15 protein-coding genes and 1 riboswitch are annotated in these 15727 nt (G+C 50.2%); all 15 genes read left to right on the forward strand.

Translation table 11 applies throughout. From position 1 onward, the window contains the following. Window positions 1-7 precede the first annotated feature (7 nt). The 15 genes from rnpA (at window position 8) to A0U42_RS04660 (ending at window position 15543) form a co-directional block, all read left to right on the forward strand. Window positions 8-361 (forward strand): ribonuclease P protein component, encoded by a 354-nt coding sequence (gene rnpA / locus A0U42_RS04595; protein ID WP_044503417.1) that lies wholly within the window; start codon window positions 8-10, stop codon window positions 359-361. 6 nt (window positions 362-367) lie between these two features. Then, window positions 368-577: a membrane protein insertion efficiency factor YidD gene (gene yidD / locus A0U42_RS11450; protein WP_071822302.1), complete on the forward strand. Its 210-nt coding sequence runs from the start codon at window positions 368-370 to the stop codon at window positions 575-577. A 78-nt stretch (window positions 578-655) separates the two neighbouring features. Further along, entirely contained in the window at window positions 656-1297 is a 642-nt protein-coding gene (locus A0U42_RS04600) for a YidC/Oxa1 family membrane protein insertase (protein ID WP_231726824.1), read from the forward strand. Beyond that, window positions 1294-2100: an RNA-binding cell elongation regulator Jag/EloR gene (gene jag, locus A0U42_RS04605; protein WP_065360057.1), complete on the forward strand. Its 807-nt coding sequence runs from the start codon at window positions 1294-1296 to the stop codon at window positions 2098-2100. Before A0U42_RS04600 ends, jag begins: the two co-directional genes overlap by 4 nt. A 72-nt stretch (window positions 2101-2172) precedes the next feature. Beyond that, window positions 2173-3549, forward strand: a complete 1377-nt coding sequence (gene mnmE / locus A0U42_RS04610; RefSeq protein WP_065360058.1) for a tRNA uridine-5-carboxymethylaminomethyl(34) synthesis GTPase MnmE — start codon at window positions 2173-2175, stop codon at window positions 3547-3549. Window positions 3550-3561: 12 nt separating this feature from the next. Next, on the forward strand, window positions 3562-5436 hold the full coding sequence (mnmG, locus tag A0U42_RS04615) for a tRNA uridine-5-carboxymethylaminomethyl(34) synthesis enzyme MnmG (RefSeq protein WP_065360059.1): 1875 nt from the start codon (window positions 3562-3564) through the stop codon (window positions 5434-5436). Between the two features lies 1 nt (window position 5437). Next, window positions 5438-6148 (forward strand): 16S rRNA (guanine(527)-N(7))-methyltransferase RsmG, encoded by a 711-nt coding sequence (gene rsmG / locus A0U42_RS04620; RefSeq protein ID WP_065360060.1) that lies wholly within the window; start codon window positions 5438-5440, stop codon window positions 6146-6148. A 15-nt stretch (window positions 6149-6163) separates the two neighbouring features. After that, on the forward strand, window positions 6164-7198 hold the full coding sequence (locus A0U42_RS04625; RefSeq protein ID WP_083122296.1) for a D-alanyl-D-alanine carboxypeptidase family protein: 1035 nt from the start codon (window positions 6164-6166) through the stop codon (window positions 7196-7198). Between the two features lie 47 nt (window positions 7199-7245). Then, window positions 7246-7331: riboswitch (ZMP/ZTP riboswitch) on the forward strand. Window positions 7332-7416: 85 nt separating this feature from the next. Further along, entirely contained in the window at window positions 7417-8664 is a 1248-nt protein-coding gene (locus tag A0U42_RS04630) for an OFA family MFS transporter (protein WP_065360061.1), read from the forward strand. A 255-nt stretch (window positions 8665-8919) separates the two neighbouring features. Next, window positions 8920-9681 (forward strand): DeoR/GlpR family DNA-binding transcription regulator, encoded by a 762-nt coding sequence (locus tag A0U42_RS04635; RefSeq protein WP_065360062.1) that lies wholly within the window; start codon window positions 8920-8922, stop codon window positions 9679-9681. Then, window positions 9678-10583: a 1-phosphofructokinase gene (gene pfkB / locus A0U42_RS04640; protein ID WP_044503409.1), complete on the forward strand. Its 906-nt coding sequence runs from the start codon at window positions 9678-9680 to the stop codon at window positions 10581-10583. The genes A0U42_RS04635 and pfkB overlap by 4 nt, the downstream gene beginning before the upstream one ends. A gap of 69 nt (window positions 10584-10652) precedes the next feature. Next, window positions 10653-12596 (forward strand): fructose-specific PTS transporter subunit EIIC, encoded by a 1944-nt coding sequence (locus tag A0U42_RS04645; RefSeq protein WP_065360063.1) that lies wholly within the window; start codon window positions 10653-10655, stop codon window positions 12594-12596. 88 nt (window positions 12597-12684) lie between these two features. Further along, window positions 12685-12942 carry an HPr family phosphocarrier protein gene (locus A0U42_RS04650; RefSeq protein WP_044503407.1) on the forward strand — a complete coding sequence of 86 codons (258 nt, stop codon included), beginning with the start codon at window positions 12685-12687 and terminating at the stop codon, window positions 12940-12942. 21 nt (window positions 12943-12963) lie between these two features. Beyond that, window positions 12964-14595, forward strand: a complete 1632-nt coding sequence (gene ptsP / locus A0U42_RS04655; RefSeq protein ID WP_065360064.1) for a phosphoenolpyruvate--protein phosphotransferase — start codon at window positions 12964-12966, stop codon at window positions 14593-14595. A 135-nt stretch (window positions 14596-14730) separates the two neighbouring features. After that, window positions 14731-15543: a basic amino acid ABC transporter substrate-binding protein gene (locus A0U42_RS04660; RefSeq protein WP_044503405.1), complete on the forward strand. Its 813-nt coding sequence runs from the start codon at window positions 14731-14733 to the stop codon at window positions 15541-15543. The last annotated feature ends 184 nt before the right edge of the window (window positions 15544-15727 follow it).

Raw genomic sequence — 15727 nt, forward strand, 5'->3', positions numbered from 1 at the left:
ATTATGTATGTATGAACTAACGAAAGAGCAACGGCTGTGTAAGAATCGCGAATACCAGCTCGTATACCGCCGCGGGAAGTCGTATGTCAATCGCCGCGTCGTGTTATACGTCCTGCCGCGGTCGCCAAAGCAACCGACCCGCATCGGTTTTGTGACGGGGAAAAAAATCGGTTGTGCCGTTGAGCGCAACCGCTGCCGCCGCCTGATGAAGGAAGTGTACCGACTCCATCAGTTTGATCTGAAGGACGGTTTCGATTTAGTCCTCATTGGCCGCAGCAGTCTAAAATATGCCGGATATGCAGAAGCAGAGCAGTCTATTTTGCAGTTATTCCGGCATGCCAGGGTATTGAAAAAGAAGTGATGATGCATGAAATGGTGTTTCATAGCCCTGATTCGGGGCTACCAGTTATTTATATCGCCGCTTCACCGGCCATGCTGCCGGTTTTATCCCACTTGTTCTGCCTATGCTCTTGAAGCATTGCAGAAATACGGTGCGTTAAAAGGGAGTTACTTGGCTATAAGGCGCATTTTAAAATGCCATCCCTTTCATAAAGGTGGATATGATCCCGTACCGTAAATCCTTATTTTTACAACTGAACAGGAGTTGAGCACATTGGGCTTTTTCAGTGGAATAATGGATGTCCTCAGTGGTATTATGACGACATTTATGAATTACTGTTATGCTTTTACCCAGAACATGGGCTATCCGAGCTATGGCATTGCCATTATCTTGCTCACCTTGATTATTAAATTGGTGCTGTCGCCCCTTACGGCGAAACAGATCCGTTCCATGGAAGGCATGCAGCTTCTGCAGCCTAAGATTAAAGAAATACAAAAGAAATATAAGGGAAATCAGAAGAAGATGCAGGAAGAAATGTCTAAACTGTATCGGGAAATGGGCGTCAACCCGCTGTCGGGCTGCCTTCCCATTCTCATTCAGATGCCTTTCCTTATTTCTATATTTTATGCTCTAAGAGAGTATCCTTATGACCCGGCCTTTGAAAGCTTTTTATGGCTTCCCAGTCTCGGTCAGCCCGATCCTATTTACGTCATGCCGATCCTGTCGGCCATTTCGACGTACTTCATTCAGAACCAGATGTCCGGTGCCCAGGTTGCTGCCTCCGATGCTCAGGCTAAACAGCAGAAGATCATGAAAGTCGTCATGCCGCTGTTCATCGGTTGGATCAGCCTCAACTTCCCGAGCGGCCTGGTCATTTACTGGGTTGTTTCCAACCTCTTCCAGTGGGGCCAGCAGATGGTGATGGCTCACCTCAAGAATAAAGGAGCACAAGCATGAGTACTATCGAAGCAACAGGAAAAACGATCGAAGATGCCGTGCGCTCCGGTTTGGTGCGCCTCGGCAGAATGAAAGAAGAAGTCGACATCGAGATCTTAGAAGAACCGAAAAGCGGTTTCTTTGGATTTGGCAGTAAACCGGCCCGGGTCCGTATTACTGAAAAGGCCGATGTCACGCCGGTACCGTCTGACGTCGTTCAGGCCGAACCGGAAAAGGAAGTTCTCGTTGAAGAACCGCAAATAGCTGAAACGTCTGAAGATGTAAAGAATTCAGAAGTCTCAGCATCCGATGTGGAAGAAGACGGGATTTCTGAAGCGGTCGTACATGAACCGGAGGAAGCTGTTTTTTCGGCAGAAGAAGCGGCGGCCAAAGGCAAGGCCTTTCTTCAGGAAGTATTGAAGAACATGGGTATCGACGTGGTCATTGAAAAGATGATCAAGTCTGATAAAATCCTTCTTCATCTCCATGGCAAGAACTTAGGCATCCTCATTGGCAAGCACGGTCAAACCTTGGATGCCCTCCAATATTTAACCAATCTGACGACCAATCAAGGCGAAAATGCACGGTACTTTATTATGCTCGATGTTGAAAACTACCGGCATCGCCGTGAAGAAACGCTGAAGCAGCTGGCCCATCGTTTGGCCAACCGAGTCAAACAAAACGGCGAGTCCGTTACCTTAGAGCCGATGAATGGCTATGAACGAAAAATCATTCACGTAGCCCTGCAAAATGATTCGGAAGTGCGGACGGAAAGTGAAGGCAAAGATCCGTACCGTCACGTCGTCATTTATTATCAAGGATAACGCATAACGATAGATATGAAAAAGGAGTTGTCGCTGACAACTCCTTTTAGACTATGGAAGGAGTCATATATGATGTATGATACGGCCGATACGATTGCGGCTATTGCCACTCCCCTCGGTGAGAGCGGCATCGGCGTCATTCGTATCAGCGGCAGCAAGGCCTATGCAGTCGGCGATGCCGTTTTTAAGAGTTCCTCTGAGGTTCCTCTAGCCGATCGGCGGGACCGTTCGATCCAGCACGGCATGATCGTGTCCGAGGACGGGCGGCCGATCGATGAAGTGTTGCTGCTCATTATGAAAGGACCTCATTCATATACAGCGGAAGATGTCTTAGAAATTCAGTGCCACGGAGGATATAAGGCCTTAGAAGAAATTTTGGCTCAGGTCCTTTCTCACGGTGCCCGCCTGGCCAATCCCGGCGAATTTACGCAGCGAGCCTTCGTGAACGGCCGTATCGACTTGGCCCAGGCCGAAGCCGTCATGGACGTCATCCAAGCTAAAAGCGATCAAGGTCTTACCAGTGCTGTCAGTCAGCTTGAAGGCCGCCTGTCGAAGGCCGTCGGTGCCATGCGCAAGGAACTGACTGATTTTATTACGCGCCTGGAAGTCATGATCGATTATCCTGAAGAAGACTTAGAAGAGATTACCGTCCCTGATGTTGCCGGAGCTATTCGGACCCAATTAGAAGCCCTCGATGAGATGCTGACCGCTTCGCGGGAAGGGAGGATGATTCGCGACGGCGTCATGGCAGCCATTGCCGGAACGCCTAACGCCGGAAAGTCCAGTTTACTCAACTGCCTCCTTCAAAGCGACCGGGCCATCGTCACCGATGTGCCGGGAACGACGCGGGACGTCCTTGAAGAGTGGATTTCTTTAAAAGGTATTCCCGTCTGCCTCGTCGACACGGCCGGGATTCGTGAAACCGATGACCGGGTCGAACAGATTGGCGTAACGAAGGCTAAGTCCTATATGGATAAGGCCGATATCACCGTCGTCGTCATCGATCGTTCGCGCCCCCTGTCCGAGGAAGATAAAGGAATTTTAGAGGCAACGGCCGATAAGAATGCCCTTATCGTCCTCAACAAGCTCGATTTACCGGCTGTCGTCGGTGAAGGCGATCTTACGGCCTATAACCATCCGGTCCTGTCGATTTCAGCCAGTACCGGTGAAGGCCTGGAGGTTTTAAAAGACAAACTTTTGGAACAGGCTATACCCCATACCAATCAATCGGGCAGTGCCTTACTTACCAATACGCGTCATATTGAATTGGTCCGTCAAAGCCGAGAGGCCTTGAAGCGAGCCCTGACGACCATGGAAGACGGCATGCCCGTCGACTTTGCCGTCGTCGATTTGCGGGAAGCCTGGAGCCTCTTGGGCTCTATCACGGGGGATACCGTTCATGACGATATCGTTGAAGAAATCTTCAGCCGATTCTGTTTGGGAAAATAAAGAGGTGGAACTATGTTTACCGTCGATACCTATGATGTCATCGTCATCGGCGCCGGCCATGCCGGCTGTGAAGCGGCACTTGCCAGTGCCCGCTTAGGTGCCAAGACGCTGATTGCTACTTTAAATTTAGATAATATTGCCCTTATGCCCTGCAATCCGGCCGTAGGCGGCCCGGGAAAGAGCCATTTGGTCCGGGAAATCGATGCCTTAGGCGGCGAAATGGGGATTAATACCGATGAAACGTGCCTGCAGATGCGGATGCTCAATACCGGCAAAGGGCCGGCTGTCTATTCGCTGCGGGCGCAGTCCGATAAAAAGCTGTACCAGATGTCCATGACCAAGACCTTGGAAAACCAGGAAAATCTCGATGTCAAACAGCTCATGATTACCGATTTGCTGCTCGAAGACGGCGTCGTTTCCGGTGTGCGGACAGAACTCGATGAAGTCTATAAGGCGCCCTGTGTCATCTTGGCGACGGGAACTTATTTAAAAGGGAAGATTATCATCGGCGACTGCACCTATTCCGGCGGACCTATCGGTCAGCGTTCGGCAGAAGACTTGTCAGGATCGCTCTTAAAAGCCGGAATCAAGCTCATGCGCTTTAAGACCGGTACGCCTGCCCGTGTCGACCGCCGCACCCTTCGGACTGATGAAATGACCAAGCAGGAAGGGGATAAGGACGGCCATGCATTTTCCTTCTTGTCGGAACGAAAGAACCGCAACAAGGCTTGCTGCTGGCTGACCTTTACGAATGAAGAAACGCATAAAATCATTCGCGACAACCTTGATCGGGCGCCGATGTGCAACGGCGTCATCGAAGGCATCGGTCCCCGGTACTGCCCGTCCATTGAATCGAAAATCGTCCGCTTTGCCGATAAAAAGCGGCACCAGCTTTTCGTTGAACCGGAAGGGGAATCGACAGAAGAAATGTACGTCCAGGGCATGAGTACCAGTATGCCTGCTGACGTTCAGTATGCCTTCCTGCGGACGATACCGGGCCTTGAAGACGTAAAAATCATGCGTCCCGGCTACGCCATCGAATACGACTGCCTTGATCCGACGCAGCTCACGCCGTGGCTGGAAACGAAAAAGATTTCCGGCCTCTTTTCAGCCGGCCAGGCCAACGGTACCAGCGGCTATGAAGAAGCGGCAGCTCAAGGGCTGATTGCCGGTATCAATGCGGCTTTAAAAGTGCAGCATAAAGATCCCTTCGTCCTGACCCGCTCCGAAGCTTACATCGGCGTCCTCATCGATGATTTAGTCACTAAGGGAACGAACGAGCCTTACCGCATCATGACCAGCCGCAGCGAGTACCGACTCATCCTGCGTCAGGACAATGCCGACTTGCGCCTGACCCAGAAGGGTTACGACATCGGTTTGGTAACAGAAGAACGATACCGGGCCTTCACGGCTAAGAAAGAGGCCATCGACGCCGGGATTGCAGCCTTGAAGGGAATTTCGGTTACGCCGTCTAAAGACAACTTAGCCAAACTTGAAAAACTCGGCACAGCGCCTATCCATACGGCTCTCACAGCCTATGACCTTCTTCGTCGTGATGACGTGACCTATGCGTCCCTACAGACCGTCTTTGACTTGCCGGACTTAGCGGAAGACGTTGAGGAAGAAATCGAAATCATGATTAAGTACGAAGGCTACATCAGCCGTCAGATGGAACAGGTCGACAAGATGAACCGCTTGGAAAAGAAGAAAATGCCCAAAGACATCGTCTATGCCGACATCGACACTTTGTCTGCCGAAGCGCGGCAGAAGCTCGATGAAATCCGCCCCTTGTCCTTAGGTCAGGCCAGCCGTATTTCCGGCGTTTCACCGGCCGATATTACGGCCCTTCTGATTCTCTTGGAACAACACAACCGGGGGGATAAGTAATATGTTTGGCAGTGAATTACAATCGGCTCTTACAGCCATGGGACTTTCGGTGACGGAGGAACAGCTCCGCCAATTCGACGTCTTTCATGAACAATTAATTGAAACCAATAAGGTCATGAACCTGACGGCCATTACCGAGCCTAAAGAAGTAGCGATAAAACACATGGCTGACAGTCTTTCCTGTTATGAAGAGGATTGCTTTACGCCGGGGGCGTCCGTTCTTGATTTGGGAACCGGCGCCGGCTTTCCCGGCCTGCCCTTGCTCATCTATCGCCCGGATTTGAAGGTTACCTTTTTTGACTCCCTGCAAAAGAGACTTACTTTTTTGCAGAACCTGGTTGATCAATTGGGACTTACTGCCGATTTCCTTCACGGTCGGGCCGAAGAGGCAGCCCATCAGCCTATCTACCGCAGTGCCTTTGACGTCGTGACCAGCCGAGCCGTGGCTCGTTTAAATATTCTGGCCGAATGGGCTCTGCCTTATGTCAAACAGGACGGTTATTTCATTTCTTTAAAGGGCGCCCAGTATGAGGACGAACTGAAAGAAGCTGAAAAGGCCTTGAAGATTTTAGGCGGTACGGTGGCCCGTGTGAAGGCCGTTCAGCTTCCGGGACTCGATGAGGTGCGGGCCGTCATCTATATTCAAAAGACTGGCGAAAGTCCTAAAAAATATCCGCGCAAGCCGAAAATGGCTGTAAAAAATCCTTTATAAAGGAGAGGTGCAATTATGTCTTTGAAAAAAATGATTTGTTTGGCTGCCGCTGCCTGTATGACCCTGGCAGCGCCGGTCTTTGCCGATGAACTGCAGAAACCGGATATCGAGGCTCATGCAGCCTATGTTATGGATGCCGATACGGGGGATGAACTCTATGCGAAAAATGCCGATGACCTGGCCTATCCCGGCAGTACGACGAAAATTATGACGGCCATCCTCGGTATTGAGCTCGGTAAGGGGCAGAATATGATGGATAAACCCCTTAATATTACGAATGATATCTATGACATCGAAAGTGATGCCTCCGTTCTCGGCATCAAACCGGGCGATCAGATTACCCTCAGTAATGGCATGACCGGCATGATGCTCGTATCGGGCTGTGATGCAGCCGTTGCCGTCGCCGAAACGGTGACGCCGACAGAATCTGATTTTGTTGCCAAGATGAATGAAAAAGCAGCTGCTTTAGGCGCTTCTCATACGCACTTTGCCAATCCTCACGGCCTTCCCGATACGAACCATTACTCGACGGCTCGCGACATGGCTGTTATCGCTGCCTATGGCATGAAGATTCCTGAATTTCAGGATATGGTCAGCCGAAGCGAATTCGACATGCCCTATATGGACGGCGGATTCAAGCACTGCACGTCGACCAACGAGTTTTTGACCAGCGGCTTTGCCGGCGCCAACGGCATCAAGACCGGTACGACCAATGCCGGTGGTCCTTGTCTTGTCGTTTCGGCAACGAGAGACGGTCGGACGGTCATCGCATCGATCATGAATTCGAGCGACCGCTATGGCGATGCCCAGAAACTGATGACCTACGCTTTTTCGGCTCTGAAAGATGCGGAACCTGCAGAAAATGTCTACATCGTGCGCCATGCACCGGCAGGCCAGACCTTATCGGATATTCAGGAAAAGCAGCAGCAGGCCGCTGAATTAGCTGCTCAGCAGGGGCAGGAACAATCGTCGAGTGCAGCAACGACACAAAAAGCTGCCGGCCAGTCCACGGAATCGAAGGATTACGTTCCTTTTTCTCCGGCCGCTTAAAATTTGATATTGACAAAATAAATCAATATTCGTATAATAACATCAGCAGATTCGTACAGGACTGACGGATTCAAGTGGAGCAACCACGTGAACTGTACGAAGCCATTTCATGCCGACCGTCTGGGCAAGTGTATGCTACTAACATATTCTTGGGCCCGGGGGTCGGTATATTTTTTTTCAGACCTCTTGGCTCCCTACCTGGAAGGAGATAATGGATCATGAAAAGAAATCGTTGGCTCATCGCTTTGTCGGCTATCGGCCTCCATATTTGTATCGGCAGTGTCTACGCTTGGAGCGTTTTGACCAAGCCGATCATGGAAGCTATGGGCTTTAGCCTGCAGGAAACGACGTGGACTTTTTCTTTAGCTATTTTATTCCTCGGATTATCGGCCGGTTTCTTGGGCAGTTTTGTTCAAAAAATCGGACCTCGCAAATCAGGGCTCTTGTCGATGACCTTCTTCGTCTTGGCTATGTTTGGTACGGCAGCTGCCCTCTACCTGCACAGCCTGCCCATGCTCTACTTGTTCTACGGCGTCATCGGCGGCATCGGCCTGGGGACGGGCTACATTACGCCGGTATCGACGTTGGTTAAGTGGTTCCCTGAAAACCGCGGCTTTGCAACGGGTTTGGCCATCATGGGCTTCGGTTTTGCCAGCCTGATTGCAGGTCCTGCCATGCAAATTCTGGTTCAGTCTTTTGGTCTGGTGGCTAATTTCATCATCCTCGGTATTGTATATATGGTCATCATGACAGCATCGTCCTTATATTTAGCGCCTCCCGAAGAAGATTCGGCAGCGGCTGCTGAAAAGAAATCGAACGTTGAATATGCCGATGCACAGCCTCAGTTTACCGTTCGCGACTCCATGAAAACGTGGCAGTTCTACGCCATTTGGTGGCTCTTCTTTACGAACATTACCTGCGGCATCGCCCTCTTGGCCGTTGCATCTCCCATGGCCCAGGATGTCGTCGGCATGTCGCCTATGGCAGCGGCTTCTATGGTCGGCCTCATCGGTCTCTTGAACGGTGCCGGCCGCATTGCTTGGGCTACCGTTTCCGACTATATCGGCCGTTCGTCGACGTATGTCTTATTCTTCGCCATTGAAATCCTGGCCTTCTGGCAGCTTGCCAATGTAACCAGCGCTTTCAGCTTCCAAATCCTCCTCCTGCTCATCATTACTTGCTATGGCGGCGGTTTTTCCTGCATGCCGGCTTACCTCAGCGACCTTTTTGGTACCAAGTATCTCAGTGCCATTCACGGCCGTATCCTGACGGCTTGGGGGGCTGCCGGCGTTGCCGGTCCGGTCTTGGTATCGATCATCAAAGAAACGACGAACAGCTACGCTACGACGCTGTACTTCTTCGTCGGAGCCTTCGTAGTGGCTTTGGTACTGATGGCATTCTTGAAATACCAGACCCGTCACGGAATTGAAACGACGGCCCAGCCCTCCCGGAGTACCGGTATGTAAGTGCTTTCTTAAACAGAAATGATTGACCTGACCGATTCATCATCGGTTTATGGAAGTTCATGGAAGGAAATTGTCCCTTATATGACAGTTTCCTTCTTTTTTTTTATTTCTATGTGAATAAAATCACTTGAATGAGCTGAGCACATAAATGAACGAATTTGATTGCTTTTTGATTATAATGGTTGTATTTGATTGAAAATGAATGAAAATAACGATATAATATGGCGAGAGGAGGCTGGAAAAGGAAGTGATGCGATGCTGACTGAAGAAAGACATGAAAAAATAATGCGACTCGTCAATACGAGCGGAGCCGTATCTGTTCAGGATTTAGTTAGTTTTTTGAACATCTCGGAATCGACAGTCCGAAGGGATTTACTGACCCTTGATCGGGAAGGCCGCCTGCGCCGTGTTCATGGCGGAGCGACGACGCTTCGAGACGATTCTTTATATGAAGCGGATATGGAGAATTTGCAGGATAAATATTCTATTCATATGAGTGAAAAGCGGCGTATTGCCCAGTATGCAGCCCGATTGATTCATAAAGAGGACTTTGTATATCTCGATGCCGGTTCGACGACGGAACAGCTCGTCGAGTTCCTGGCCGGTTCAGAAGCGACATTTGTTACGAACAGTATCCCCTTGGCACAGAAATTAGGCCGTATCGGCGGCAGGGTTTATATTGTTCCCGGCCGCGTGAAAGGCGATACAGAAGCCATCGTCGGCAGTGAAATGAGAGACATGATCGGCCGCTACCATTTTACCAAGGGCTTTTTTGGTGCTAATGGCATTGCCGTCCATTCCGGCTGTACGACGCCCGATGATGAAGAAGCAGTCTGTAAGAGGGCCGCTTTAGGGCAGTGTATGGATCGTTTTGTCCTAGCTGATTCCAGTAAGTTCGGCTTATCTTCACATATTACATTTGCAGAATTGTCAATGGTTACGCTGATTACGGCGCGGGACGATGACAGCCTCGATTACAAACCGTATCAGCAAATTACGGAGGTGCATATCCTGTGATTTATACAGTTACGTTCAACCCATCCTTAGATTATGTTGTCCATATGAAGAAATTTACAGCCGGTGATATCAATCGGGCAGAGCAAGAAATGATTTATCCCGGCGGCAAGGGCATCAATGTATCCCTCGTTCTCGGCAACCTCCACATCCCGTCTAAGATGCTGGGCTTTGTGGCCGGCTTTACGGGTAAGGAAATCGAACGCCTGGCGAAAGAAAACGGCGGGGATACGGATTTTATCCTCCTCGACGAAGGATGCTCGCGCATTAACCTCAAGGTCAGTGCCGATGACGAAACGGCTGTTAACGGTATGGGTCCGAACATTCCGGAAGATAAGCTCAATGCCCTTTTGGCGCAAATCGATGCCATTGCGGATGGTGATACATTGGTCTTGGCCGGTAGTATTCCCAGTGATATTCCGGACGATATCTATGAACAGATCTTGAAGCGCCTTCAAGGCCGGGATATCCGCGTCGTCGTCGATGCTACAGGCGACTTATTGAAAAATGTCATTAAATATAAACCGTTCCTCATTAAGCCCAATAATTTTGAATTAGGCGAACTGTTCAGCGTCGATCTCAAGACCGATGATGAAATCATCGTCTGCGCTAAACAGCTGCAGGCTATGGGTGCCCGCAACGTCCTCGTTTCTCTCGGGGGAGACGGTGCTCTTCTCCTCGGCGAAGACGGAAAAGTATACCGCCGTCCGTCCCCGAAGGGCACACTGGTCAACTCTGTCGGTGCCGGAGACAGTATGGTGGCCGGATTCCTGGCCGGGTTTGAATCGGCTAAGGGCGACCTCAATGAAGCTTTAAAGATGGGCATCAGCGCCGGCAGTGCTTCGGCCTTTAATGAATGGCTGGCAACGGAATCCCAGATTCGGGACATTTATTCCCAGTTATAAGTGAATTTGTACTTTTTGTATTAGAGAATTGAATGGTATAGAGAATTAAAGCGAGAAGGAGTGATGTAGATGCGTATTGTAGATTTACTCAAGAAGCAGAGCATTGACCTTAATGCCGCTGTTGCCGATAAGACAGCGGCCATTGGCCACCTCGTCGACCTCATGGATGCCGGCGGTAATTTGAATGACAAAGAGCTGTACAAAGAACGTGTTCTGGCTCGTGAAGCCGAAGGCAGCACGGGTATCGGTGAAGGGATTGCCATTCCTCATGCCAAGACCGAAGCCGTAAACGAACCGGGGCTGGCCTCGATGATCGTTCGTGACGGCGTCGATTACGAAAGCCTCGACGACGAACCGGCTCATCTGTTTTTCATGATTGCAGCCCCGGCCGGCGGTGCCGACGTCCACTTGGAAGTATTGAGCCGTTTGAGCCGTATGCTGATGGATGATGATTTTCGCAATGCCTTGATGCAGGCTAAGACGCCGGAAGAATACCTTGCGACGATCGATAAGGCCGAAGCCGAACAGATTGAAGCCGAAGCCGCAGAAGCGGCCGCTGAAGCCGCTGCGGAAGAAGCACCGGCCGTAGAAGCGGCTCCATCCGAACGACCCTTCATCGTCGGCGTTACGGCTTGCCCGACGGGGATTGCCCATACCTACATGGCTGCCGAAGCTTTGGAAAATAAGGCCGCTGCCATGGGCGTCGACATCAAAGTCGAAACCAATGGTTCCGGCGGGGTTAAAAATCACCTGACCGAAGCCGATATCAAGCGGGCTGTCGGCGTCATCGTCGCCGTCGATAAAGACGTACCGGTCCAGCGCTTTGCCGGCAAAAAGGTCATCTTCACCAAAGTTGCCAACGGCATTAAGATCCCGGAAGAATTGATTCAGACAGTCCTCGACGGCAAAGCTCCCGTTTATCAGGGATCGGAATCGTCTTCTGAATCGGTAGCGGTTGAAAGTGCGGAAAAGGAAAGCGTGGGCCGCCAGATTTATAAGCATTTGATGAACGGCGTATCCCATATGCTGCCCTTCGTTATCGGCGGCGGTATTCTCATCGCCTTGGCCTTCCTCTTCGATATGGATAATGCCGGTGCAGCAAACTTCGGCAGCGGGACGCCTGTCGCCGCCTTATTGAAAAATATCGGCGGCCTGTCCTTCAGTATGATGATGCCTATCCTGGCCGGATACATTGCCATGAGTATCGGTGAACGGCCGGCTCTCATGCCCGGCATCGTCGGCGGTTTCCTGGCGACAACGGGCGGATCCGGTTTCTTTGGAGCCCTCTTTGCAGGCTTCATTGCCGGTTACTTGGTCCTTTTATTGAAAAAAGTCTTGTCGGTCCTGCCGGAATCTTTGGAAGGCACGAAGCCCATCCTGTTTTATCCGGTGTTAGGCCTGGTTCTCATCGGCCTTATCATGACCTTTGTCATCAACCCGCCGACGGCTATCTTTAATACGTGGTTGTTCGACAGCCTCAACAGTATGACGACGTCGAGCCGTATCGTCCTCGGTTTCGTCCTGGGCGGCATGATGTCTATCGACTTTGGCGGTCCTATCAACAAGGCAGCCTACGTCTTTGGGACGGCCTCGCTCATGAGTGCTACCGGTCAGGCTGTCAGCTCGGGCATCATGGCTTCGGTCATGGCCGGCGGCATGGTTCCGCCCCTGGCAATCGCCTTGGCTATGCTGATCTTTAGAAATAAGTTTACGCCGAAAGAACGGCAGTCGACGATTACCAACTTCATCATGGGCCTGTCCTTCATTACGGAAGGTGCCATTCCTTTTGCAGCTTCCGACCCGCTTCGTGTCATTCCGGCCTGCGCCATCGGTTCTGCTGTTGCCGGCTCGCTGTCGATGCTCTTTGGCTGCGCCCTTCCGGCACCTCACGGCGGCATCTTCGTATTCGGCGTCATCACCAATTGGCCCATGTATATCGTCTCTTTAATCGCCGGTGTCATCGTGGCAGCCATCTTACTCGGTATTTTCCGCAAAAAACGTTCTCAAGAGTAATTGCGTAATTTCCATAAATCAAGTACACTATATAATAGAGTTTTATCTCAACTATTCCAAACACTTATTTCCTGAAGGAGGAATTTTCATGAAAGAATTTGAATTTGTTGTAACCGATCCCCAGGGTATCCATGCTCGTCCGGCTGGCCTCTTGGTTAAAGAAGCTAAAAAATTTGAATCCAACATCAGTGTCTTCAAAGGCGCTCGTAAAGGTGATTTGAAAAAAATCTTCACCGTCATGGCTTTAGGGGTAAAGCAGGGTGAATCCATTAAAGTACAGGTAGAAGGCGCTGACGAAGAACAGGCAGCAAGTGCTGTAGAAGCCTTCTTGAAGGAAAACTTCTAAGATTTTTGAGGGGGAAAGCAGATGCTGACGTTAAAAGGTAAGAGTGTCTTTTCCGGTATCAGTATCGGACCGCTGGCACTGTTTCATCGCAACACCATTTCTACAGCCGTTCGGCCCATTGAAAGTGTCGAAGTAGAATTGGCGCGTTTCCAAAAAGCGCGTGAAGAAGCGATGAGCCAGCTGAAAGACTTATATGTTAAAGCTGTAGACAAAGTCGGTGAAGAACAAGCGGCTGTCTTTGAAGTTCATCAGATGATGCTCGATGACGATGACTATGTTGAAGGTATTGAAACAAGAATCCGCGATGAAAGAATGAATGCTGAAGCAGCCGTTGATCAGACGGCTCAAGAACTTGCGGAGATGTTCCGCTCCATGGAAGACGCCTATATGCAGGCCCGTGCAGCCGACGTTCTCGATATTTCCCGCCGCGTAGAGCAGCAGCTCAGCGGCGGCCCGGGGATTGATTTCAGTAACTATGATCAGGTTATCATTGCTGCTGACGACTTGGCACCGAGCGAAACGTTACAGCTCGATACCGACAAGATCCTTGGCTTTGTTACGTCAGCAGGCAGCACCAACTCGCATACGGCTATCTTAGCCCGTACCTTGGGCATTGCCGCTGTCGTCAGCACGGGAACGCAGCTTCATAACGACGTTGACGGTATGATGGCCGTCATCGACGGCACGACAGGGGACGTTTACATCAATCCTGATGAAGAAACGCTGGCCCTGATGAAGAAAAAGCAGAAAGAAGAAGAACTGCGCCTTACAGCCTTAGAACAGGTGCGCGGTGTCCCGACGGTTACCAAAGACGGCAAGAAGATCAATCTCTTTGCCAATATCGGCAATCCGGGCAATCTGCCTCAGGTTCTGGCCAATGATGCCGAAGGCATCGGTCTTTTCCGCAGCGAATTCCTCTATTTGGAAAGCAGCAACTATCCGACGGAAGATCAGCAGTTCGAAGCCTATAAGCAGGCTGCAGAAGCCCTTGAAGGCAAGACCGTCGTCATCCGTACGCTTGATATCGGTGCCGATAAAAAGGTTGACTATTTCGACCTTGATCCGGAAGAAAATCCGGCTATGGGCATGCGTGCTATCCGCATCTGCCTGAGCCGCGTCGATTTGTTCAAGACACAGCTCCGCGCCTTGCTGCGTGCTTCGGCATTCGGTAAGATTGCCATCATGTTCCCCATGATTATTTCCGTCTGGGAAGTACAGCAGAGCAAAAAAATCTTGGACGAAGTCCGCCAGGAATTGGATGCCAAAGGCATTGCCTACGATAAGGATATGGAAGTCGGCATTATGGTCGAAACGCCGGCGGCTGCCGTCATGAGTGAAGAACTGGCTAAAGAAGTCGACTTCTTCAGTATCGGTTCTAACGATTTGACCCAGTACACCTTGGCTATCGACCGTCAGCAGACGAAACTCGATACCTTCTTCGATCCCCATCATCCGGCTGTCCTGAAACTGATTCAGATGACCATTGAAAATGGCCATAAAGCCGGCATTTGGGTAGGTATCTGCGGTGAACTCGGTGCTGATTTGACCTTGACGGAAACCTTCCTGCGCATGGGGGTAGACGAACTGTCGGTCAGCCCTCCGTCTGTATTGCCGCTGCGTGAAAAAGTTCGCTCTTTGGATCTCAGTAAATAATCTATCAAAGCGTTGCTCCTTCGGGAGCAGCGCTTTTTTGATATTTTAGCCTAAAAGCCTCTTTACTTTTTTGTATAAAATGGTATAATAATAAAAACAAATTTAATTTTTATTCATTTTAATGGAGGAATTGGCATGGATATGAAAAAAATGGGTACTGCATTGCTTACAGGTGTTTTGGCGGCGTCACTCTTAGCCGGCTGCGGCAGCAGTCAAAAAGAAGCAGGTGATGCCAATAAGCCGCTTCGCGTCGCTACCAATGCGACCTTCGTTCCTTTTGAATTTAAAGACAGCGATCAGTCGGCCGAATACAAAGGCTTTGAAATGGATTTGATCCGTGCCGTCGCCAAAGAAATGAATCGCGATGTCGAATTTAATAATATTGCCTTTTCCGGCATCATCCCCATCATCCAGCAGGGCGATATGGATATTGCTGCGACAGGGATGACGGTTACGCCGGAACGGGCTCAGAAAGTCGCTTTTGCCGCGCCCTTCTATGAATCGAAACTGGTCATCTTAACGCCGAAGAACAGCGGTATCCATTCGGCAGCCGATCTCCAGGGCAAACAGATTGCTGTCCAGATCGGGACAACAGGTGCTAAATATGCTGAAGAACAGGGCTACAATGTCAAGCAGTTCGATAATAACTCGGAAGCCATCATGGAACTCCAGGTTGGCGGCTCGCCGGCAGCTATCATCGATAAGCCTGTTGCCGATTACTTCCTGACCCAGGACGGTAAGGATAAATTCGATGTCATCGATATCAGCAATACGAAGCCGGAATATCTGGCCTTTGCCCTCAATAAGGACAATAAGGAACTCTTGCAGCAAGTAAATGAAGCTATGGAAAAATTGAAGAAGAGCGGCGAATTCCAGCAGATCTACAAAAAATGGTTCAACACGGATATGCCGGATCTCCCGACCAGTGCCGATGCCGTCTTGAAATAAACGGTAATGAACGCATCCTTCTTTAGGGACTATTAGCGATAAAAATAAGCAGCCTTCAAGGGCTGCTTATTTTTGATATGCTCCCCTTTAGGTAGACATGAGAAATAATAAAATCTCATGCTACTTAAAGGGGAGTATTTTTAATGCGAAAAACAAAGATATGTGCTCAAGAGAAATTGCATAC

Source organism: Megasphaera sp. DISK 18 (assembly GCF_001682955.1).
GTDB classification, from domain to species: Bacteria; Bacillota; Negativicutes; order Veillonellales; family Megasphaeraceae; genus Megasphaera; species Megasphaera massiliensis.

What these genes read in the sequence shown, in the direction of transcription:
- A0U42_RS04645 (WP_065360063.1), top strand. Translation starts at nt 10,653, where the DNA reads ATGCGTATTGTAGATTTACTCAAGAAGCAGAGCATTGACCTTAATGCC.
- A0U42_RS04635 (WP_065360062.1), top strand. Translation starts at nt 8,920, where the DNA reads ATGCTGACTGAAGAAAGACATGAAAAAATAATGCGACTCGTCAATACG.
- A0U42_RS04600 (WP_231726824.1), top strand. Translation starts at nt 656, where the DNA reads ATGACGACATTTATGAATTACTGTTATGCTTTTACCCAGAACATGGGC.
- yidD (WP_071822302.1), top strand. Translation starts at nt 368, where the DNA reads ATGAAATGGTGTTTCATAGCCCTGATTCGGGGCTACCAGTTATTTATA.
- rsmG (WP_065360060.1), top strand. Translation starts at nt 5,438, where the DNA reads ATGTTTGGCAGTGAATTACAATCGGCTCTTACAGCCATGGGACTTTCG.
- A0U42_RS04625 (WP_083122296.1), top strand. Translation starts at nt 6,164, where the DNA reads ATGTCTTTGAAAAAAATGATTTGTTTGGCTGCCGCTGCCTGTATGACC.
- A0U42_RS04660 (WP_044503405.1), top strand. Translation starts at nt 14,731, where the DNA reads ATGGATATGAAAAAAATGGGTACTGCATTGCTTACAGGTGTTTTGGCG.
- A0U42_RS04630 (WP_065360061.1), top strand. Translation starts at nt 7,417, where the DNA reads ATGAAAAGAAATCGTTGGCTCATCGCTTTGTCGGCTATCGGCCTCCAT.
- A0U42_RS04650 (WP_044503407.1), top strand. Translation starts at nt 12,685, where the DNA reads ATGAAAGAATTTGAATTTGTTGTAACCGATCCCCAGGGTATCCATGCT.
- rnpA (WP_044503417.1), top strand. Translation starts at nt 8, where the DNA reads ATGTATGAACTAACGAAAGAGCAACGGCTGTGTAAGAATCGCGAATAC.
- jag (WP_065360057.1), top strand. Translation starts at nt 1,294, where the DNA reads ATGAGTACTATCGAAGCAACAGGAAAAACGATCGAAGATGCCGTGCGC.
- mnmE (WP_065360058.1), top strand. Translation starts at nt 2,173, where the DNA reads ATGTATGATACGGCCGATACGATTGCGGCTATTGCCACTCCCCTCGGT.
- mnmG (WP_065360059.1), top strand. Translation starts at nt 3,562, where the DNA reads ATGTTTACCGTCGATACCTATGATGTCATCGTCATCGGCGCCGGCCAT.
- ptsP (WP_065360064.1), top strand. Translation starts at nt 12,964, where the DNA reads ATGCTGACGTTAAAAGGTAAGAGTGTCTTTTCCGGTATCAGTATCGGA.